Here is a 21,910-nt window from a genome sequence, read left to right on the forward strand (position 1 = left end):
CTTTCTTACGCTTCTTCTGCAACATGTACTTTAAGAACAGCCGTTACTTCATGATGTAATTTTACGTTCACATTCGTTACACCTAATGTACGGATAGCATCTTTTAAATCCATTTTACGTTTATCGATTTTGATGCCGTGATCTTTTTGCAGTTGTTCAGCAATTTGTTTTGATGTAATTGAACCGAATAAGCGACCATCTTTCCCTGGTTTCGCTGTTAATTCAATTGTTAATTTTTCTAATGTTTCTTTTAATTGTTTTGCATCTTCAAGCTCTTGTGCAGCGTTTTCTTCAGCGCGTTTATTGTTAGCGCGTAATTTCGCCATTTCAGCACTTGTTGCTTCAACTGCTTTTTTTTGTTTTAGTAAAACGTTACGTGCGTATCCATCCGATACTTCTTTCACTTCACCTTTTTTACCTTTACCTTTTACGTCTTCTAAGAAAATAACTTTCATTATTCCGAGCTCCCTTCTATTACATGATCGATTGCTGTTTTTAAGCGTGTCATTGCCTCTTCAATTGTATCCGCTTCAAGCTGACTTGCGGCGTTCGTTAAATGCCCACCGCCGCCAAGCTCTTCCATTACGAGTTGTACATTAATATCCCCTAATGAACGTGCAGAAATACCGATACGGCCATCTGCACGATGCGCGACAACAAAGGATGCGGAAATGCCTTGCATCGACAATAAAATATCCGCTGTTTGTGCAATCAATACTGAGTTATATACTTTTGTCCCTTGCCCACGAGCAATAGCAATCGTCTTGTGATAAATCTCTGCCGTTTCGACAATTTTTGAACGCATAATATACGTATCCATATCTTCCTTCAGCAAGTTCTGCACGAGCACAGTGTCTGCGCCGTTTGTACGAAGGTAAGATGCAGCCTCAAATGTACGCGCCCCTGTACGAAGCGTAAAGCTTTTCGTATCAACGATGATTCCCGCAAGAAGAGATGTTGCTTCCAACATAGTTAGTTTATCATTTTTTGGCTGATATTCGAGTAATTCGGTCACAAGTTCGGCTGTTGATGAAGCATATGGCTCCATATAAACAAGCATCGGTCTATTAACGAACTCCTCACCACGTCGGTGATGGTCGATAACGACGACTTTATCGGTACGCTCTAATAAACGCTCATCAATCGTCATCGACGGCTTATGCGTATCGACAATGACTAATAATGATTTCTCCGTCATACGCTCCATCGCCTGCTCTGGCGTTAAGAATTTATCGAATAAATCCGATTTTTCCTTAATGACACGCATCAGACGTGTTGTACTGTTGTCGATATTATCAAAATCAATGACCACATAGCCGTTTATATTATTCATATCGGCCATTTTACGCACACCAATGGCCGCACCAATCGCGTCCATATCCGGCATTTTATGTCCCATAACAAACACTTGGTCACTATCTTGGATTAAATCACGTAGCGCATGGGAAATGACACGTGCACGCACACGCGTACGTTTTTCAACCGGGTTTGTTTTCCCGCCGTAAAATTTCACCTTACCATCAGGCTGCTTAATCGCCACCTGGTCCCCACCTCGCCCAAGTACTAAATCAAGACTCGACTGCGCAAGCTCACCAAGCTCTGATAGAGAGGGCGAACCCGCACCGATACCAATACTTAGCGTCAGTGGTAGACTTTGCTGCGCTGTTTCTTCGCGAATGTCATCCAAAATCGCAAATTTCTTTTTCTCAAGCTGTTGTAAAATCGACTCATTCATAATCGCAATAAAGCGGTCTGTGGAAATACGTTTAATGTAAATATCATGTGCATTTCCCCAGCGATTCACAAGCGATGTCACAAGCGCATTCGTTTGACTCTTATGCTGATCGTCCATATTTTCAGTAATATCATCGTAGTTATCAATAAATAAAATCCCGATAACCGTCCGATCATCATAATACAGTTCTTCAATTTCAACTTGCTCTGTAATATCAAAGAAGTATAAGAGCTTTTCATTGCGTTTATAAAGTGTTTGATACTGACGATTTTTAATTGTAACCGTCGTTTCATTTAAATCCGCATGCTTTACAAGTGCCTGTAGTTCCTCAGAAATCTCTAGTAAATCGATTCCTACAAGTGTATCTACCTGCATGACACGCTTCATAAATGGGTTTGCCCATTCCACCTGGAAATTATCATTTATTAATAACACCCCAAGTGGCATTTCTAATAATGCCTCTTCCCCGACTTCCTTTAGTCTGTAGGATAAGAGTTCGATATGCTTCTCTGTTTGCTCATATGCTTCACTTTCAGCTTTAAATGCAATCGCTAGTACGACAATAATAACGACTCCATAAATGGCACCTATTATCGGGAATTTCATGACGATAACAACGATGCTAATGACCGCAAGCAATGACAAGATGATGAGCGGATATCGAACCGGCCTTTTTCTAAATAGAGTATCCAAAAAATCAACTCCTATTTCTTTGTCTCACCAGTGATAAATCCACGAACATTAAATCCTAAATCCACTAAGCCAATTAGTGAAACAAACTGTAAAAACGGCAGCGCAATAATTGTTGCGATCACTACCACACCTTTTGGCATTCCCTTTTCCAAAATGAAAAAGTGAATCAGTGACAAGCCTTGTAGTGCCAATAGCATTGTCAAAATAGAGGATAAGTTTAAAATTGCCACATAAAGATATGTACCCTCTTCTGGTCTTACAAACAACGAAATAATAAGAACGATGAAGTAATACCAAAGAATCGAACGTGGTAACTGCATATAACGAAACGGTTTAAATTTTGGCACCTCTAGTTTTAAACGTTTTAACAGCGGCAAATTCACTGCAAGAATAATAAATGCGATGCCAAGGACCGCAAATACGAGTAGAGAAGGTACTAAATACGTAGCTGTCTTCTCCATTAACTCAAGCTGTTTTTCAAAGCTTGCCAACTGGTCAGCAGGCACATTTGACGCCTCCATCATTTTACGTGATGTATCAAATGATTGCATCGAGAGGTCGAGTGTTTGCTGGATAATATTAATATTTAAGATTTTTACAAAAGCAAAATAAACGATGGCGAATGTTGCAAGAATCGCGCCACTGGTTGCTAAAAAGATAGTCGCCTTGTTTTTCTTTAGACGAAGCATCGTCCCAAGCACGAGGCCAATCACAGCATACATAAAGGCTACTGGTAGCGCTAAAAAGCCGCCTCCAACGATAAATGACAACATAATCCCAGCAATTGTTACAGCAACTGATGAGCTCATATTATACTTTGCGCTATACCAAGCAATTGGTAATGGTAGCACCCAAGTAATCAATATCGATGTAAGCGGAATATATGTAGATACCGCAAGAAGCACCGTAAAAATAGCGACCATCATCGCGCCATGTGTAAGGCGACGCGTACGATTTTCTGGCATGTTGTACCTTCCTTTTTTAAGAGAAACTTTTAATATTTCATCTTCCCATTGTACCATGTTTCATAGTACCTAACAAAAAAACGACAGAGGTCATTGGTCCCTAAAATCGTACGATAGGAAGTAAAATTACACCTTATTTCTTTAAAAAAGAGCATAAGAAAAGAGACCAAGCGAATGCCTAGTCTCTCTAAGAACAGTGTCTTATTTTTCTTCAGCTACGAATGGAAGTAAAGCCATTACACGTGCAGTTTTGATAGCTAGAGTTAATTTACGTTGGTATTTAGCGCTAGTACCAGTTACGCGACGTGGTAAGATTTTGCCTCGTTCTGAGATGAATTTTTTTAATAAATCAACATCTTTATAATCGATGTGTTTGATGTTATTAGATGTGAAATAACAAACTTTACGGCGTTTGCGGCCTCCTCGACGTGGTGCCATGTTCAATTTCCCTCCTTCTTAAAATTAGAATGGAAGATCGTCTTCAGACACATCAACTTTTTTGTTGTCAGTTGGTGTTGCAAAAGGATCCTCATTCATGTTTGTGTAGTTTTGATTAGTTGGCTGATTCTGTTGATAAGATGGTTGTTGATAACCGCCTTGTTGAGAATTACCGAACTGGTTGCCACCAAATTGGTTTTGATTGCCGCCATTATAAGGCTGTTGTTGGTATCCACCTTGTTGTTGGAAACCGCCTTGACCTTGTTGATAATTGCTGTTAGCGTTTTTCGGTTCTAGGAACTGAACGTTATCAGCGATCACCTCTGTCGTGTAGACACGTTTACCGTCTTGGCCTTCATAGCTACCTGTTTGGATACGTCCTTGAACGCCCGCTAAGCTTCCTTTGTGCAGGAATTGTGCACAGTTTTCCGCTTGTTTGCGCCAAACAACGATGCTAATGAAGTCCGCTTGTTTTTCACCATTTTGGCTAGAAAAAGGACGGTTTACAGCAAGTGTGAAACGAGCTACAGCAACACCAGATTGTGTCTGGCGAAGTTCAGGGTCTTTTGTTAAGCGACCGACTAATACGACATTGTTAATCATCAGAATACAACCTCCTTACTTTATATATTATAACTGATTATTTTTCTTCTTCGCGTACAGCGATGTGACGGATGATGTCTTCGCTGATGTTAGCTAGACGAGTGTATTCGTTGATAGCTTCAGTTGGAGCATTAACTTTCATGATTTGGTAGAAACCTTCACGGAAGTCATTGATTTCGTAAGCAAGACGACGTTTGCCCCAATCTTTAGATTCAACTAATTCAGCACCGTTAGAAGTTAAGATTTCGTTGAAACGTTCAACTAGAGCTTTTTTAGCTTCTTCTTCGATGTTTGGACGAATGATGTACATTAATTCGTATTTGCGCATTTGTATTTGCACCTCCTCATGGTCTTTGGCCTACCTACCGTAGATAGGCAAGGAGAGTTAGTAACGTGTACTACTCACATCTTTAAATATTACCATATTCGACTTTTGTTCGCAACGATTATTATTCGCTATTTTATGAACGTTTTGCAATACTAAAGGTTAGGAGGTGGGGTCATGCGAGAACCAGTAAAATTCGCTGTTATCGAGCTAGATATGCACGAAGTAGGCAAACAAAATTTATGGGTCACAATCGGTGCATCGGTCATTTTAGTTGGCATCTATGCCTACTTTTTTGGTTTTACCAATCATTTTGAATCATGGCGCTTTTTAGTCGATCTTTTATTATTTGCTGGGCTCTATATGCTCTTAATTGTGCTCCATGAAATCTGCCATCTCATCGGCTTTGTACTCTTTGGACGTGTGCCCTTATCATCGCTTAAATACGGCGTTAATTTAAAAATGGGCATTGCCTATGCCACAACGACGGAGTTACTTCCAAACGCTGTGATGAGAAAGGCGCTGTTACTCCCGTTTTGGCTAACGGGGGTCGTACCCGTCATTTTAGGCTTCTGGCTTCAAAGTCAGATGCTCGTGCTAGCAGGTGCTTGGCTAATCGCTGGCGCAGTGGGTGACTTTGCGATGTATGCCGGACTGTTAAAATATCCGAAAAACTGCCTTGTAAAAGATGATGAGAAATTTCCACGGCTCCATCTATATACACTTCATCCAGTCGAAAAAAAAGAGGACACCGCCAGCTAAGGCCGTGTCCTTTTTTGATTAAACGTTAAATAAGAATTCCATTACGTCGCCATCTTGTACAACGTATTCTTTCCCTTCAAGACGAAGGCGACCAGCTTCTTTTGCGGCTGGTTTTGAACCGTAAGCAACTAGGTCCTCAAATGAAATCGTTTCGGCACGGATGAACCCGCGTTCGAAATCAGAGTGGATAACGCCGGCACATTGTGGTGCTTTCATGCCTTTACGGAATGTCCATGCGCGTACTTCTTGTACACCTGCAGTGAAGTAAGTAGCTAAACCAAGTAGGCTGTATGCCGCTTTGATTAATTTATCTAAACCTGATTCTTCGATACCAAGCTCTTCTAAGAACATTGCTTTTTCATCGTCATCTAATTGCGCGATTTCTTCTTCAATCTTCGCACAAACAACGATTACTTCAGCGCCTTCTTTTGCAGCGTAGTCACGTACTTGTTGCACGTACTCATTGTTGTCAGCGTCTGCTACTTCATCTTCTGCAACATTTGCTACGTATAATGCTGGTTTTAGCGTTAATAGACTTAAGCCTTTGATGATTTTTTTCTCTTCATCACTTAGGTCAACTGAGCGAGCTGGCATTTCGTTTGCGAATGCTTCTTTTACTTTTTCAAGTACAGCTGCTTCTTCCATTGACTCTTTATCTTTTTGTTTCGCTAATTTACTTACTTTCGCATAGCGTTTGTCAACTGATTCTAAATCGGCAAGAATTAATTCTAAGTTGATTACTTCGATGTCACTAAGTGGGTCTACTTTACCTGCAACATGTGTGATGTTTTCATCTTCGAAGCAACGTACAACTTGTGTAATCGCATCTACTTCACGAATATGAGATAAGAATTTATTCCCTAAACCTTCACCTTGGCTAGCACCTTGTACAATACCAGCGATGTCAGTGAATTCAAATGAAGTTGCCACTGTTTTCTTTGGTTCTACTAATTCAGTTAATTTATCTAAACGAGCATCTGGCACTTCTACGATCCCTACGTTTGGGTCGATTGTTGCAAACGGATAGTTCGCTGCAAGCGCGCCTGCTTTTGTAATTGCGTTAAATAATGTTGATTTCCCTACGTTAGGTAAACCTACGATACCGGCTGTTAAAGCCATGTTCATCCACAACCTTTCAAATTGTTCCTACGTGTTTAACCTGTCTATTATAATTTTTCAGCACGTAAAAGTCTATTATTGTTCTGGTGCCTCAATAAGCACTTTTTTTAATTTCTTCTCAAACTCACGACGAGGAATCAGCACACTATGCTGGCAACCTGTACATTTAATGCGGATATCTGCACCTAAGCGAATAATTTTCCATGCATTTGTGCCACATGGATGTTGCTTTTTCATTTCGACGACATCATTTAACTTATACGTTTTCGCTTCCACTACTCTTCGCCCTCCTCTGAAATCGGTGTTGCTTCACGCTCATAAACCATCATTTTCGGATACGGAATGTCAATACCATTTGCATCAAACATCTCCTTCACATCGCGGCGAATCATACGTGAGATACCAAAATGCTGCATCGGCAATGTTTCAACAGAAATTCGTAAAACCACTTCTGCGCCAACGACACTTTGCACACCTAGAAGTGTCGGTTCTCCAACGATATTTTCATCCTTTTGAGGTAATGTACGTAAATAATCTATAATGAGCTCCTCAGCTTTATTAATGTCTGAGCTATACGCCACACTGACATCGATAATTGCTGTTGAGTTATTAATCGAATAGTTGATAACTTCAGTAATTGAACCGTTTGGCACAATATTAATTTCGCCACCCGCTCCTTTAATTTTCGTCGTACGCAGACCAATTTCAAGTACGGTTCCTTCAATATTCGTTAAACGAATATAATCTCCTACACCAAATTGATCCTCGAAAATAATAAAAAATCCTGTAATGACATCTTTCACTAAGCTTTGCGCACCAAAACCGATTGCTAAACCAACAACCCCAGCACCGGCAATTAAACCGGTGATGTTAATGCCAACAACCGATAAACAGGCCACGCCCGCGATAAAGTACACGACATACCCAACAATACTCTTCAATAGACGAAGTACCGTTCGATAACGACGATCTGCATTATACGTTTTATAACCGCCAGCTTGTAGCTTGTCAGTTAGACTCACACGCATCGTAAACGTTTTTGTAATCGCAGCGCGTGCAATACGGACGATAATCATCGCACCAAGAATAATGCTAATAATTTTCAACGAGTTTACGCCAAGTGTAATCCACATTTTTTCATCGATGATATAATTCATCACTGTATCATATGCATTCTGTAACATAAGTCGTCTCCTCTTCTTCATATTGAAAACAGCCATCTACGAAACGTAAATAGCTGTTTTGTCTATCATTCATTATAGTCAAAATACGTCGCAATTTCGATTGATTTTATGCGGAATTTAGAGAACGTACATAATTGCGACAATAATTGCCACAACTGGAATCGCCGGCAACGTATTCGCTACGCGTATTTTCGTTAAACCAAGCATATTCAATCCAATGGCCGCAATCATAATCCCACCTGTCGCTGTTAATTGCTTTAAAAATAAATCAAGTGCCTCCTGCGGAATAAATGCACTAATGAAGCCTGCAAAAATCGCAATAAGCCCTTCATATAGCACAGTTGGTATTGCCGCTATCAACACACCAACACCCATTGTTGACGCTAATATCATCGCTGTAAAACCATCGATGATTCCCTTTGTAATTAATACTGAATGGTCGTTACGTAAACCCCCATCAAGCGCTCCAATAATACTCATCGAGCCAATAACAAAAATCAAGGTTCCTGTCACAAAGCCCTGCGCAAGACTTCCCTTATTCGCCTCTTTATTCGATAGCTTACCCCCATCGAGCTTGCCTTCCATCCATTGACCAAGTCGGTTCAACATTCCATCAATGTCAATTAACTCGCCGATAATGGTCCCAAACACGAGACTTACCATGACAATAATAAAATTATCGCTCTGAATCCCCATTTGCACACCAAGCACAACAATTGCTAGTGCAATGACAAGCATGACCGTCTCTTTGACGCGATCTGGAATATTTTGCAGCAGACGACCAATAAACCCTCCAAGTAAAATGAGTGCGCCATTAATTAATGAACCTAGTAAAATCACTCTCTATTCCCCGCGTTCTTTTAATAAATTGATAATACGCTCCAAATCTTCGTCTGAGAAAAAGTCGATTTCAATTTTCCCTTTATTTTTTGATGACTTAATCGATACGCTTGTACCTAGATAATCGCGCAGTTCTGCCGCCGCCTCGTCCAAGTACAAGTTTTTAACCGATTTCTTTTTAGTTACACGTGAAACATCTTTATTTAGCGCATGTACATAACTCTCTAGCTGACGGACATTCATCTGCTGGTCGACAACTTTTTTCGCCACAATCGGAATAATATTTTTTCGCTTAATACCGATTAATGCGCGACCATGCCCCATCGACAATTCGCCGCAATCTACCATCTTTTGAATATCCTCTGGTAGCGTTAATAGGCGCACATGATTAGCAATGTATGAACGACTCTTACCGAGTCTCTCTGCAAGTACTTCCTGCGTCATATTTAGCGCATCCATCAGCTTACGATACGATTCCGCCTCTTCAATCGGCGTCAAATCTTCACGCTGTAAATTTTCAAGCGTCGCAAGCTCCATCATTTCGCGGTCATTGTAGTTACGCACAACCGCTGGAATTTCAGGAATCAAAGCTTTTTTCGTTGCACGAAAGCGTCGTTCCCCTGCAACAATCTCATAGAAGTTACCGGTTTTTCGCAAGATAATCGGCTGCAAAATCCCGTGCTCTTTAATCGATTGTGATAATTCTTCAAGCGCCTCCTCATTAAAAATACGACGAGGCTGAAACGGATTTGGTCGGATTTTTCGCACCGCTATATTTTCCACAATATCGCCATCTGCTACATCAATAAATGTCTCCTCCACAATGATTCCCCCTTTCATGCATTTCCTTTAGTGTAACAGATATCCTAAAATTTCTTATTTCAGAACATAAAAAATGTCACGAAATCGTTTATCAGAAATAGCCTCTCACCTTAGAAAGCGTGTTTTGACTACAACATAGTTTAAAATAAGTGCCAAAGCAAGCCATTTCACTTACGAAAAAAAGACAAACTAATAAGTATCCTGCAAAAGTCTGTCAATGAAAATTTTTATTCACTATTTTTCCTCATATCGTTACTATTTTTAATTATTAAATATGTCCTCAACTACCCCAAAATAAGTGAAAAATCGCCCTTTCGGCTTCTCCGAGGGGTGTTTTTTGCACAAATAGTTTATACAATCGCGCTGCACTGTCATTTATTCAGTTTTCATAAAAAGCGACAAATACAAACTCCGATTTGATGTTACAAAGGCAAAAAGGTTCCCGAAATAACGCAAAATGGGTTCAAAATCGGCCCGTATGGGGTGTTTTTTGCCCGTTTTTATTCATCATCTGTACAAAGTTATCGTAACTATCACCACAGAATTAATAAATATCTTTGAAAAAGGGCGTTTTGGCGAAATAATCACTAGATTTACAGCCCTATATACATAGCTCTGACGCATATCCAAAAATATGTCGTATCTAAAACCCGCTTCCTGAGGTTATCGTGAATGCAGGAGAAAAATGCGCAAAAAAAAATAGCGATAACAAAACCATTTCTGGCGTCATCGCTACGTTGTTATTTTGATTTCTTTTTCGCGATGCGTACCGTTACTTGGAAGTAATCATCGTTCTCTTCTTCCTGCGTATCAATCGCAATGCCATTATCATGAATAACCGACACCGATTCACGAATCGTATTAAGCGCGATGCGTACGTCTTTATTAACGATACGACGCACACGCTTTTTCTTCGGCTTTTTATCTGCTTCGGTCAGCTGTTCAATACGTTGCTCCAACTGACGCACATTATAATCTTTTTCTAATGTTTCATTGAAAAGTAGTAGACGCTGCGCTTCATCTTTCAACGGAATAAGGGCGCGTGCGTGACGCTCAGAAATTTGGCGATTTAAAATCGCGTCTTGTATTTCCTGCGGCAATTTCAACAGGCGCAGTTTATTCGCAATCGTTGATTGACCTTTTCCTAGTTTTTCTGCGAGCGCACCTTGTGTCAGCTCATGCATTTCAAGTAATGCCTGATACGCATGGGCCTCCTCAATCGCCGTCAATTCTTCGCGCTGTAAGTTTTCAATCAACGCAATCGATGCCGTTTCACGTTCGCTCATTTCACGAATAATTGCAGGTGCCTCTGTCCAATTTAAGGATTGCATCGCACGATAACGACGCTCTCCTGCGATAATTTCAAAAATCCCGTCCTCTACCTCACGCACAACAATCGGCTGAATCACGCCATGTGACTCAATTGTTTGTGCAAGCTCTGCTAATTTGCCACTATCAAAAATCGTTCGCGGTTGATAGCGATTCGGTTGAATTTTATCCATTGGAAGCTGTACTACTGATTCATGATTTTTAGTTGGCGTCTGGTCGCTACTACCAAAAAATCGTGAAAAAGCACTTCTCATTTACGAGCACCACCTTTTTCGATATTTGCTACTTACCATTATAGTGAATTTCCCTCAAAAATACATGACTAAGTGTGGAAAAAAGAAAGTCCGACTCCCATTTGCTCGTTTTCATGACGTAACACACAAAAAAAGAATCGCACCATGGTACGATTCTTTTTAAGGCTTATTGAATAGGTGATTTATTCGGTACACCCGGTTTACGAGGGTACTTTTTCGGTGTCGCTTTCACTTTATTAAACGTGAAAATCACACGATCACTTTCTTCCACTGGTAATAAGAAATGATGCTCTTCATCAAGTTTTACACCAAGTGTTGTTAATGCTTTTTTCGCATCCTTCACTTCATCTTCGCCACTAGCAGCTTTCATTGCGACAAATTGGCCGCCTTCTTTGACAAGTGGTACACAAAGCTCTGATAACACAGACATACGTGCAACGGCACGTGCTGTCACTAAGTCAAATTGCTCGCGATATTGTGGATTACGACCGAAATCTTCAGCGCGTGAATGCACAAAATTCACATGAGATAAGCCTAGCTCTTTGCTTAGGTGATTGAGGAACTGGATACGTTTATTTAATGAATCCACAATCGTGATGTGAAGATGTGGGAAACAAATTTTAATTGGGATACTTGGGAAGCCAGCGCCAGCGCCAACGTCACAAAGAGTCGTTACTTTTGTGAAATCAACGTAGAATGCTGCGCTGATTGAATCATAAAAGTGTTTTAAATAAACCGATTCTAAATCTGTGATAGCAGTTAGATTCATTTTTTCGTTCCATTCTACTAATGTTTCGAAATATGTTTTAAACTGCTGAAGTTGTTCTGTGGATAACTCAATGCCTTTTTCTTTTAATGCATCGAAAAATTGCTGTTCGTTCATCGTTTTCTCCTTTTATCCACAAAATAATCCACAGGCTGTGGATTATTTTGGTTGATTAATGAATTTTCGCGATTTTACCTTGTTCAATATACACAAGTAAAATTGAAATATCGGCAGGGTTTACACCTGAAATACGAGATGCTTGTGCAACCGATAATGGGCGAACTTCTTTTAATTTTTCTTTTGCTTCTGAAGCAATACCGCTGATGGCATCGTAGTCAATGTTTTCTGGAATACGTTTTGTTTCCATTTTTTTCATTTTCTCTACTTGTTGCATTGCTTTTTCGATATAGCCTTCATATTTCACTTGAATTTCAACTTGTTCAGTTACTTCTTCATCAAGCTCTGGTGCATCTGTTACTTCTGCAACGAAGCTATAATCAAGCTCAGGACGTTTTAATAAATCCGTACCGTGAATACCATCTTTTAATGGGCTACTACCTAGTGCTGTCAGTTGTTCGTTTACAAGACGTGGTTTAATACCAAACTCGCGTAAACGTTTTATTTCGGCATCTACTAGCGCTTTTTTCGCTTCAAATTTTTCGAAGCGCTCTGCTGATACAAGACCCGCTTTATACGCTTTTTCAGTTAGACGCATATCCGCATTATCATGACGTAATAATAGGCGGTACTCGGCGCGAGAAGTTAGTAGGCGGTAAGGTTCATTTGTTCCTTTTGTCACAAGGTCATCGATTAATACACCGATGTATGCTTCTGAACGGTTTAAAATGATTTCCTCTTTACCTAGGGCGCGAGCTGCTGCGTTGATACCAGCCATCATCCCTTGACCAGCCGCTTCTTCATAACCTGAAGTACCATTAATTTGTCCAGCTGTGTATAAGTTTTGGATACGTTTTGTTTCAAGTGTTGGCCATAATTGAGTCGGTACAATCGCATCGTACTCGATTGCGTAACCAGCACGCATCATTTCTGCTTTTTCTAAGCCAGGAATTGATTCAAGCATTTTACGTTGTACGTGCTCTGGTAGGCTTGTTGATAACCCTTGTACATAAACTTCTTCCGTATTACGACCTTCTGGTTCTAGGAATAGTTGGTGACGAGGTTTGTCAGCAAAACGAACGATTTTTGTTTCAATTGATGGGCAATAACGAGGACCTGTACCTACAATCACACCTGTATACATTGGTGATTGATCTAGGTTATCGTTAATGATTTTATGTGTTTCTTCGCTAGTATAAGTTAACCAGCAAGGGATTTGGTCTGTAATGAATTCAGTTGTTTCAAAGCTGAATGCACGTGGTTCTGGATCCCCTGGTTGAATTTCTGTTTTTGAGTAATCAATCGTTTTACTATTGACGCGAGGTGGTGTACCTGTTTTAAAGCGCACTAAGTCAAAGCCTAATTCTTTTAAGTTGTCGGCTAATTTGATTGATGGTTGTTGGTTGTTTGGACCTGAAGAATATTTTAAATCCCCAATAATGATTTCACCACGTAGGAATGTACCCGTTGTAATCACGACGGTTTTCGCACGGTAAATGTCACCTGTTTGCGTAATGACACCGACTACTTTTCCATCTTCAATCATTAACTCCTCAACCATACCTTGGCGGATCATTAAATCATCTTGTTGTTCAAGTAGCTGTTTCATTGCGTGTTGGTATTGGAATTTATCTGCTTGCGCACGTAATGCACGCACAGCAGGGCCTTTACCAGTGTTTAGCATACGCATTTGAATATGCGTTTTATCGATGATTTTACCCATCGCACCGCCCATCGCATCGATTTCACGTACGACAATCCCTTTTGCAGGACCCCCGACAGAGGGATTACATGGCATAAAGGCGATCATATCTAAATTAATTGTTAGCATTAATGTTTTTGCGCCCATACGTGCTGAAGCGTATGCAGATTCTACACCTGCGTGACCAGCACCGACGACGATAACATCAAACGTTCCTGCTTCATGAGTTTGCATGACTCATATACTTCCTCTCTATTTTCGAATTTATTATTTACCTAAACAGAATTGAGAGAACAGCTGATTGATTAATTCATCTTGTACTGTTTCCCCAATAATTTCACCGAGAATTTCCCAAGAGCGTGTTAAATCCATTTGAATCATATCCACAGGAACACCTGCTTCAGCAGCATCGATGGCATCGCGAATGCGGTCCTTCGCTTGGTGAAGTAGGGCGATGTGGCGCGCATTTGACACATAAGTTGGGTCTTCCGCTTCCACTTGACCAGAGAAGAATAGACGCGCGATGGCTTCCTCGAGTTGCTCGATGCCCTCGTCTTGTAAAATCGACGTCGTAATTACTTCATGACCGGCCGCGAGTTCTTTAATACGGTCTAAATCAATATTTTGTTCAAGGTCTGTTTTATTCACGACGACGATATAGTTCATATCTTGTACCGTTTCAAACAGGCGCTCATCCTCTGGAGATAGCACTTCGTTATAGTTCATTAACAATAAAGTTAAATCGGCATCGCGCAGTGCTTCACGCGAACGCTCTACACCGATTCGTTCAACGATATCTTCCGTTTCACGAATACCAGCCGTATCGACAAGACGAAGTGGTACGCCGCGAACATTGACGTATTCCTCAATAATATCACGAGTTGTCCCCGCAACATCTGTCACGATTGCTTTATTTTCTTGCACTAAATTATTTAAAAGGGATGATTTACCGACATTTGGACGGCCTAAAATGACCGTTGATAATCCTTCACGTAAAATTTTACCTTGTGAAGATGTATTTAAAAGTTTCGTAATTTCCGATTCTACCCAACCGCAGTTTTCAAGCATTAACGGAATCGTCACTTCTTCGACGTCGTCATACTCTGGGTAGTCGATATTTACCTCAACTTGAGCTAAAACTTCTAAAATCTTTTGGCGGAGTGATTTCACTAAGCGTGATAATTTACCGTCCATTTGACCAAGTGCGACATTCATCGCGCGGTCTGTTTTTGCACGAATTAAATCCATTACAGCTTCTGCTTGAGAAAGGTCAATACGGCCATTTAAAAAGGCACGTTTCGTAAATTCTCCTGGATCTGCCATGCGCGCACCATTACGAAGGACTAACTGTAGTACGCGATTAACTGTTACAAGCCCACCGTGACAGTTAATTTCGACAACATCTTCACGCGTAAATGTTTTAGGACCCTTCATTAATGACAACATCACTTCCTCGACGATTTCTCCTGTGTCGACTTCCTTTAAATGGCCATAATGAATTGTATGCGACGCTTGGTCCACTAATTTTTTGCCACTTGGTGAATGAAAGATTTTATCGGCAATTGCAACTGCCTCATCACCACTTAAGCGTACGATAGCAATCGCACCTTCACCCATAGGGGTTGAAATCGCAGCAATTGTATCAAACTCCATAAAAGATTCCCTCCTAAATAGTTATCCACATGTGAATAAGTAATTTCCTAACTGTTGATTCTAACATATTCTACGCTCACGTTATAGCGAGCTGTTTGAAGGAAAAATTTTCCTCCATACAATAATAAAAGCCCTTCTCAAAAATATGAGAAGGACTCTTTCACAATCCTTATTAAACGTTATAAAACTGGTTCGATCACTAAGTGACGGCGATTATTTTCGCCTTCTGAAAATGTATCAACGTCCAAACGTTTTGACAACGCATGATGGACGACTTTTCGCTCCGCCGATGGCATAGGTTCAAGCACGACTGCCTTGCGCGTACGCACTGCTTTATCCGCCATATTATTCGCAAAATCAACAAGTGATTCTTCGCGGCGATTACGATAATTTTCCACATCCAATTCTACCATAAGAAAATGATTTGTGTGTTTATAAATGACTAATTGCGTTAATTGTTGTAAAGAATTTAATGTTTGTCCACGCTTGCCAATTAATAGAGCTGCTTTTTCGCTTTTCAAATTAATTAACAACAGTTTGCCTTTTTTTTCTTCCACATCCATCGTCAAATCATCGATGCCCATACCAGCAGCTACTGTGTATAAGTACTCTTGTACTGCAGCAATTGTTTTAGAATTATCGCGGCGCTTTGGCGTTTTTTCGATAATTTCTGGCGCTGGTTGTGAGTTATCCACCGAGTTATCCACTGGTTGTGGAAAACTTTCAGACTTTTCTGAAGTGTTATCCACATTATCCACTGAGTTATCCACTGTATCCACAATATCTGTAGATATGTCGGCCTGGTTATCCACACTCTCCACAACATCCTGTGGTTTGTCCACAGTTGGGGTAGGGGATAACTCTTTTTCAGTGACAAGTACACGCGCTTTTTTCGCGCCAAGTCCTAAAAAACCTTTTTTCGGTTGTTGCAGGATTGAGATATCCACCTGTGCATAACTTAAATTTAATTCTTTAAGCGCCAAGTCGATTGCCTCATCCACAGTCTTGCCGATTTGAGTTGCTTGTTTCATGTTAAAGCCCCCCTAAATTCCAGGTCATCATCCAGTTATCCACAAAGTTATCCACTTTGTGGGAAAATCTTAATTTATTTTAGCATGGTTTACGTGTTTTGCTCTACCCGTTCTTTTTAAAACTTTCGCAACTTTTAATACATGTTCCAGACTTTTCTTTGTGTCGAAAAAGTCCATAGTGGCCGCCGGTTTTCTGGCGATAATGACATAATCCATGGACTGGGCCAATTCTTGATCCAGTTCATGGAACGCTTGACGGATATGGCGTTTGATTTGGTTACGCACTACGGCATTGCCTAGCTTTTTATTCACTGACAGCCCGATGCGAAATTCTGTTTGCTGTGGCTTTTCCAAACAGTAAACAACAAATTGACGGTTAGCGAACGATTTCCCTTTTTTAAACACCTTTTGGAAATCGCCGTTTTTCTTCACTCTGCGTTCTTTTTTCATTCTTGCACCTGCTTTATCCTCTATTGTATATAGAAGAAATTTGTCGTAATAGTACGGAAAGACGTTCCCATTCAGACCACTGGGAACGCCTTTCATCTTCTTCCTCTTTTTAACTTGTTCGATCAAGCTCTTTAAAGAAAAAAGACCACTGAATTGGTCAGTGGACTTATGCTGATAAAACTTTACGGCCTTTACGACGGCGAGCTGCTAATACGCGGCGACCGTTTTTAGTAGACATACGTGCGCGGAATCCGTGCACTTTGCTGTGTTTACGTTTTTTTGGTTGGTATGTGCGTTTCATTATATACACCTCCTACTACATGAAAGTCTATTAAAAAAAATTCATTACAGACAGTCCTTGCTATTATAGTGGTTTCTCCTATCTATTGTCAAGTTTGTTTATTAAAATGTTTCTGAAAATAGGGGAGTGCAATGCATTATTTTCTGTGGTAAAGTTAGTCACATTCCGTCTCACTTTTCCACAAGAACAGTGGATAACTCTGTGGATAATATTTTTCAGTAAAAAAGTTATACACAGCACTTATCCACAGGTTATCCACAAATCCACAGGGTGTGCATAACTTGCTTGTGTATAAATATACATTCTGTGGATAAGTACTTCAAACTATTGATTTAATAACGATTTCTTGGTATGCTATCTGTGCATAACCTTGTGGATAACTTTTTATATACAAAACTTATCCACACTATCCACAGGCTGTGGATAACTTTCATCCACAGGGTGTGGATAGTTTTTTTTTTGCTTGTGGATAGTGTGGATAACATACATGCACTGAACCATATTGTGTGGTATTTTCTCACACAATATTTTTTTAAGAAAGGGAGAAGCCAGCTTGGATCACTTAGATGAACTATGGGAAAAGGTTTTATCTGAAGCGAAAGAAAAAATCTCTAAACCAAGCTTTGAAACTTGGCTTAAATCTACAAAGCTTCTTGCTTATACTGGGGATGCTGTAACCGTTGTGGCACCGAACTCATTCGGTCGTGAATGGTTAGAGAATCACTATGTAACGTTGATTTCATCTATATTAGAGGAATTAACGGGCGAATCATTACAAATTCGCTTTATCGTGCAGCAAGATGCCGACCTAGAGGATTTTGAATCGAAACCAATGAAACCTAAACCTAAAGAGAAAAAAGAGGAAGAAGAGCCGATATTTGACCAGGCAACGATGTTAAATACGAAAAATACATTCGATACATTCGTTATTGGTTCGGGTAATCGCTTTGCGCATGCAGCATCACTTGCTGTAGCTGAAGCACCTGCAAAGGCCTACAACCCCCTATTTATTTACGGCGGCGTTGGACTTGGGAAAACGCATTTAATGCATGCTATCGGGCATTACGTATTAGAGCATAACCCAAGTGCAAAGGTCGTTTACTTATCTTCTGAAAAATTCACAAACGAGTTTATTAACTCGATTCGTGACAATAAAACCGAAGAATTCCGCAACAAATACCGCAAAGTAGATGTGCTATTAATTGATGATATTCAGTTCCTAGCGGGGAAAGAATCTACACAGGAAGAGTTTTTCCACACCTTTAATACCCTTCACGAAGAATCAAAACAAATCGTTATTTCAAGTGATCGACAACCAAAGGAAATTCCTACATTAGAAGACCGCTTACGCTCACGCTTTGAATGGGGTTTGATTACGGATATTGCGCCTCCTGATTTAGAGACGCGTATTGCGATTTTACGCAAAAAAGCCATTGCAGATAAACTGACAGTGCCAAATGAGGTCATGCTATATATTGCGAATCAAATTGATTCAAATATTCGTGAACTTGAAGGTGCTTTAACGCGTGTTGTCGCCTACTCTTCATTAGTAGGGGAGACCATCACACCTGATGTGGCGGCACGTGCGCTGAAAAGTATCATTCAGGAGGGGGCACCAAGCTCACTTAATATTGGGGATATTAAACGCTCTGTTGGCGAACATTATCATATTGAAATCGATGAATTTGCGTCTAAAAAACGTACGAAAACTATCGCATTTCCTCGTCAAGTTGCGATGTATTTATCGCGTGAATTGACCGATAATTCACTGCCGAAAATTGGTGATGAATTTGGTGGTCGAGATCACACGACAGTTTTACACGCACATGAAAAAATCAGTTCACTCTTAAAAGAAGATATTCTTTTACAAGAAGATGTGAAACAGATTAAGATTACATTAGGCCAGTCATAAGCTGTTTTTAACCTGTGGATAAGTCACTAAGTTATCCACAGAGTTATCCACAGTTTATCCACAGGTGGATTGTTGATATACCAGTGCTTGAAGGCACTTATCCACAGTATCCACAGGCCCTACTATTATTTCTTCTTTAAATACTAAATATATATATAATATAAGAGAGGTCTTATTACATGAAATTTGATATCCAACGTGACCATTTATTAAATGGTGTAAATGACGTTTTAAAAGCTGTAAGTTCAAAAACAACGATTCCTATTTTGACTGGGATTAAATTAGATGCCACTAAAGATGGACTAGCTTTAACAGGGAGTGATGCAGATATTACAATCCAAGCATTCATTCCAGCTGAAAAAGATGGTGAAGAGTTAATCCATGTAACAGAACCAGGTTCAATCGTGTTACAGGCACGCATGTTTAATGAAATCGTTCGTAAGCTTCCTACAAACGATGTTGAGATTGAAGTAGCAGATAGCTATGAAACACGTATTCGTTCAGGAAAATCAGATTTCCATTTAATCGGCTTAGATGCTTCTGAATATCCAATGACACCAGATGTAACGAATGATAGCCAATTCACTTTAGCAGCGGATTTATTAAAACAAATTATTCGTGAAACTGTATTTGCGGTATCAGCAAGTGAATCTCGTCCCGTATTAACAGGCGTAAATTGGCAAGTAAAAGACAAAGACTTAGTTTGCGTTGCAACAGATAGTCACCGTCTTGCTCGTCGTAAAGTAGCTTTAGATAATTTACCAACGAATATGACAGGCGTTGCAATTCCAGGGAAAAGCTTAAATGAACTAAGTAAAGTCCTACCAGATGATCAAACATCTGTGGATATTTATTTAAATGCACAGCAAGTTGTCTTTAAAACAAATGATGTTGTGTTCTATTCTCGTTTATTAGAAGGCAACTACCCTGACACATCTCGTTTAATTCCAGAAGAATACCAAACAACAATTAAACTAAACGGTAAAGAATTATTACAAGCGATTGACCGTGCGTCATTACTTGCACGTGGCGACCGTAACAATGTGGTCCGTTTATCAATTGTCGATAACCAAACAATCGAAATTTCTTCTAACTCACCTGAAGTGGGTAAAGTAGAAGAACAAATTCCAGTTGAAGTATTTGAAGGCGACGATTTACGCATTTCATTTAGTGCGAAATTTATGATGGACGCGCTAAAAGCCATTGATGGCCAAGAAGTAGTGATTCAATTCACAGGTGCAATGCGTCCGTTCATTTTACGTTCTGTCCATGACGATGCTATTTTACAATTAATCTTACCAGTTCGAACTTATTAACAGCGTTATCCACAATATGTGGATAACTTTAACAAAAACGAGGACTCTACTCCCCCTCCGACAAGAATGGATGGGAGTCTGAGTCCTCGTTTTTTCAATAGAGAAAAAGGCACGCTGTGAATAACTTCAGCTTCTTTTACTTCTAGCCAAAATTTCGGTACAATATAGTAATAATGAGCAAAATTGAAGAGGATGAAAAAATTGAATCAAATTAAAATCAAAGATGAGTTTATTACGCTAGGACAATTTTTAAAATTAGCAGATATTATTAGTTCAGGCGGTCAAGCGAAATGGTTTTTACAAGAATATGAAGTGTATGTCAACGAGGAATTAGAAGACCGTCGAGGACGTAAATTGTATATTGGCGATGAAGTTGATATTCCTGGAGAAGGCCGCTTCGAAATTGTTACTGGAGAGTAGCCAATGTACATTGAACGTCTGAAGTTAACAAATTATCGAAATTACGATACAGAAGAACTAACATTTTCTAAAGAAATCAATGTTTTCATCGGGCAAAATGCGCAAGGTAAAACGAATGTCATGGAAGCCATTTATGTGCTTGCGATGGCAAAATCTCATCGAACATCAAACGAGAAAGAATTGATACGATGGGACACAGACTATGGTAAAATAGAAGGTGACATTCAAAAGAAATATGGTCGCCTTCCGCTTGAATTTATCATCTCGAAAAAAGGTAAAAAAGCGAAGGTCAATCACTTAGAACAAAGTCGTCTAAGCGACTATATCGGACAAATGAATGTTGTCATGTTTGCACCTGAAGATTTAACGGTCGTAAAAGGCAGTCCACAAGTTAGAAGACGTTTTTTAGATATGGAGATTGGGCAAATTTCTCCGGTCTATTTACACGATCTTGTGACGTTTCAAAAAATATTAAAGCAGCGTAATCATTTATTAAAAGATAGTCGCGGTAAAAAGTTGGATGAAACACTGTTCTCGATTTATACGGAGCAGTATGTAGCGGCGGCTGTGAAAGTGATTCGTAAACGCTTTGAATTTATGGAGCTTTTGCAACAATGGGCAGATCCGATTCATTTCGGTATATCACGAGAACTTGAAAAGCTCGAGATTAAATATCGTCCTGTTAGCGGATTGGAGCGAGATTTTACAGAGCAGCAAATGTGCGAACATTTATTGCAAAAGTTAGACGAACAAAAACAACGAGAACTTGAGCGCGGTGTGACGCTCGTTGGTCCCCACCGTGATGACTTAGCATTTTTTGTAAATGGCTATGATGTACAAACATACGGCTCACAAGGGCAACAGCGTACAACCGCTTTATCATTAAAGCTTGCGGAGATTGAATTAATTCAGCAAGAAACTGGCGAAGCGCCGATTTTACTGCTCGATGATGTTTTGTCTGAGCTAGACGACTATCGCCAATCGCATTTATTAAACACAATACGTGGGAAAGTGCAGACGTTTGTGACAACGACAAGTGTTGATGGAATTGAGCACGAAACAATACGTGAAGCGAAGATGTTTCATGTGAAACAAGGTTCTGTAGACGTGTAATACATCGCGTTTTCAGAGCCTTGTCAGGTTCGATAACAAAAATGGAACGCCATGAAAGAG

General features: G+C 39.9%; 23 protein-coding genes. 5 read left to right on the forward strand and 18 right to left on the reverse strand.

The annotated features are described in order from the left end of the window. Positions 1 to 5: 5 nt before the first annotated feature. The 6 genes from rplI to rpsF form a co-directional block, all read right to left on the reverse strand. A complete protein-coding gene (rplI, locus tag ACFSY7_RS02615) occupies positions 6 to 455 on the reverse strand; it encodes a 50S ribosomal protein L9 (RefSeq protein WP_126989944.1) in 450 nt (149 codons plus the stop codon). Next, positions 455 to 2,428 (reverse strand): DHH family phosphoesterase, encoded by a 1,974-nt coding sequence (locus ACFSY7_RS02620; RefSeq protein ID WP_126989943.1) that lies wholly within the window; start codon positions 2,426 to 2,428, stop codon positions 455 to 457. Before ACFSY7_RS02620 ends, rplI begins: the two co-directional genes overlap by 1 nt. A gap of 11 nt (positions 2,429 to 2,439) precedes the next feature. Further along, the gene (locus ACFSY7_RS02625; protein WP_380146715.1) at positions 2,440 to 3,393 is read right to left on the reverse strand and encodes a YybS family protein; all 954 of its coding nucleotides are present in this window, start codon (positions 3,391 to 3,393) and stop codon (positions 2,440 to 2,442) included. A gap of 201 nt (positions 3,394 to 3,594) precedes the next feature. Further along, positions 3,595 to 3,831 carry a 30S ribosomal protein S18 gene (gene rpsR / locus ACFSY7_RS02630; protein ID WP_126989941.1) on the reverse strand — a complete coding sequence of 79 codons (237 nt, stop codon included), beginning with the start codon at positions 3,829 to 3,831 and terminating at the stop codon, positions 3,595 to 3,597. A 24-nt stretch (positions 3,832 to 3,855) separates the two neighbouring features. Then, on the reverse strand, positions 3,856 to 4,434 hold the full coding sequence (locus ACFSY7_RS02635) for a single-stranded DNA-binding protein (protein WP_126989940.1): 579 nt from the start codon (positions 4,432 to 4,434) through the stop codon (positions 3,856 to 3,858). Positions 4,435 to 4,471: 37 nt separating this feature from the next. Then, positions 4,472 to 4,762 (reverse strand): 30S ribosomal protein S6, encoded by a 291-nt coding sequence (gene rpsF / locus ACFSY7_RS02640; protein ID WP_126989939.1) that lies wholly within the window; start codon positions 4,760 to 4,762, stop codon positions 4,472 to 4,474. A gap of 174 nt (positions 4,763 to 4,936) precedes the next feature. Between rpsF and ACFSY7_RS02645 the strand changes: the two genes are divergently transcribed. Beyond that, positions 4,937 to 5,521, forward strand: coding sequence for a DUF3267 domain-containing protein (locus tag ACFSY7_RS02645; protein ID WP_126989938.1), 585 nt, complete (start codon positions 4,937 to 4,939; stop codon positions 5,519 to 5,521). An 18-nt stretch (positions 5,522 to 5,539) separates the two neighbouring features. On the opposite strand, the gene ychF is transcribed toward ACFSY7_RS02645, so the two are convergent. From ychF to rpmH, 12 genes are all read right to left on the reverse strand, one after another. After that, entirely contained in the window at positions 5,540 to 6,640 is a 1,101-nt protein-coding gene (ychF, locus tag ACFSY7_RS02650) for a redox-regulated ATPase YchF (protein ID WP_380146724.1), read from the reverse strand. 75 nt (positions 6,641 to 6,715) lie between these two features. Further along, positions 6,716 to 6,916, reverse strand: a complete 201-nt coding sequence (locus ACFSY7_RS02655; RefSeq protein ID WP_126989936.1) for a DUF951 domain-containing protein — start codon at positions 6,914 to 6,916, stop codon at positions 6,716 to 6,718. Further along, the gene (locus ACFSY7_RS02660) at positions 6,916 to 7,824 is read right to left on the reverse strand and encodes a mechanosensitive ion channel family protein (protein ID WP_126989935.1); all 909 of its coding nucleotides are present in this window, start codon (positions 7,822 to 7,824) and stop codon (positions 6,916 to 6,918) included. The genes ACFSY7_RS02655 and ACFSY7_RS02660 overlap by 1 nt, the downstream gene beginning before the upstream one ends. Before the next feature lie 117 nt (positions 7,825 to 7,941). Continuing rightward, a complete protein-coding gene (locus tag ACFSY7_RS02665) occupies positions 7,942 to 8,664 on the reverse strand; it encodes a DUF554 domain-containing protein (RefSeq protein WP_126989934.1) in 723 nt (240 codons plus the stop codon). A 3-nt stretch (positions 8,665 to 8,667) separates the two neighbouring features. Continuing rightward, positions 8,668 to 9,486 (reverse strand): ParB/RepB/Spo0J family partition protein, encoded by an 819-nt coding sequence (locus ACFSY7_RS02670; protein ID WP_380146716.1) that lies wholly within the window; start codon positions 9,484 to 9,486, stop codon positions 8,668 to 8,670. A gap of 740 nt (positions 9,487 to 10,226) precedes the next feature. Continuing rightward, entirely contained in the window at positions 10,227 to 11,069 is an 843-nt protein-coding gene (gene noc / locus ACFSY7_RS02675; protein WP_126989932.1) for a nucleoid occlusion protein, read from the reverse strand. 166 nt (positions 11,070 to 11,235) lie between these two features. Further along, the gene (gene rsmG / locus ACFSY7_RS02680) at positions 11,236 to 11,952 is read right to left on the reverse strand and encodes a 16S rRNA (guanine(527)-N(7))-methyltransferase RsmG (protein WP_380146717.1); all 717 of its coding nucleotides are present in this window, start codon (positions 11,950 to 11,952) and stop codon (positions 11,236 to 11,238) included. Positions 11,953 to 12,007: 55 nt separating this feature from the next. After that, positions 12,008 to 13,888, reverse strand: a complete 1,881-nt coding sequence (mnmG, locus tag ACFSY7_RS02685; protein WP_380146718.1) for a tRNA uridine-5-carboxymethylaminomethyl(34) synthesis enzyme MnmG — start codon at positions 13,886 to 13,888, stop codon at positions 12,008 to 12,010. A gap of 33 nt (positions 13,889 to 13,921) precedes the next feature. Continuing rightward, the gene (gene mnmE, locus ACFSY7_RS02690; RefSeq protein WP_126989929.1) at positions 13,922 to 15,307 is read right to left on the reverse strand and encodes a tRNA uridine-5-carboxymethylaminomethyl(34) synthesis GTPase MnmE; all 1,386 of its coding nucleotides are present in this window, start codon (positions 15,305 to 15,307) and stop codon (positions 13,922 to 13,924) included. 179 nt (positions 15,308 to 15,486) lie between these two features. Beyond that, on the reverse strand, positions 15,487 to 16,338 hold the full coding sequence (jag, locus tag ACFSY7_RS02695; RefSeq protein WP_126989928.1) for an RNA-binding cell elongation regulator Jag/EloR: 852 nt from the start codon (positions 16,336 to 16,338) through the stop codon (positions 15,487 to 15,489). A 69-nt stretch (positions 16,339 to 16,407) separates the two neighbouring features. Next, positions 16,408 to 16,788 (reverse strand): ribonuclease P protein component, encoded by a 381-nt coding sequence (gene rnpA / locus ACFSY7_RS02700; RefSeq protein ID WP_126989927.1) that lies wholly within the window; start codon positions 16,786 to 16,788, stop codon positions 16,408 to 16,410. A 166-nt stretch (positions 16,789 to 16,954) separates the two neighbouring features. Next, a complete protein-coding gene (gene rpmH / locus ACFSY7_RS02705; protein WP_077590837.1) occupies positions 16,955 to 17,089 on the reverse strand; it encodes a 50S ribosomal protein L34 in 135 nt (44 codons plus the stop codon). A 553-nt stretch (positions 17,090 to 17,642) separates the two neighbouring features. Here rpmH and dnaA point away from each other — a divergent pair. From dnaA to recF, 4 genes are all read left to right on the forward strand, one after another. After that, complete coding sequence (gene dnaA, locus ACFSY7_RS02710) at positions 17,643 to 19,001, forward strand: chromosomal replication initiator protein DnaA (protein ID WP_126989926.1); 1,359 nt, start codon at positions 17,643 to 17,645, stop codon at positions 18,999 to 19,001. Between the two features lie 179 nt (positions 19,002 to 19,180). After that, positions 19,181 to 20,317, forward strand: coding sequence for a DNA polymerase III subunit beta (dnaN, locus tag ACFSY7_RS02715; RefSeq protein WP_126989925.1), 1,137 nt, complete (start codon positions 19,181 to 19,183; stop codon positions 20,315 to 20,317). Between the two features lie 201 nt (positions 20,318 to 20,518). After that, positions 20,519 to 20,737, forward strand: a complete 219-nt coding sequence (yaaA, locus tag ACFSY7_RS02720) for a S4 domain-containing protein YaaA (RefSeq protein ID WP_126989924.1) — start codon at positions 20,519 to 20,521, stop codon at positions 20,735 to 20,737. A gap of 3 nt (positions 20,738 to 20,740) precedes the next feature. Then, positions 20,741 to 21,850 (forward strand): DNA replication/repair protein RecF, encoded by a 1,110-nt coding sequence (gene recF, locus ACFSY7_RS02725; protein WP_126989923.1) that lies wholly within the window; start codon positions 20,741 to 20,743, stop codon positions 21,848 to 21,850. Positions 21,851 to 21,910 lie beyond the last annotated feature (60 nt).

Source organism: Kurthia populi, assembly GCF_042686175.1.
GTDB classification, from domain to species: Bacteria; Bacillota; Bacilli; order Bacillales_A; family Planococcaceae; genus Kurthia; species Kurthia populi.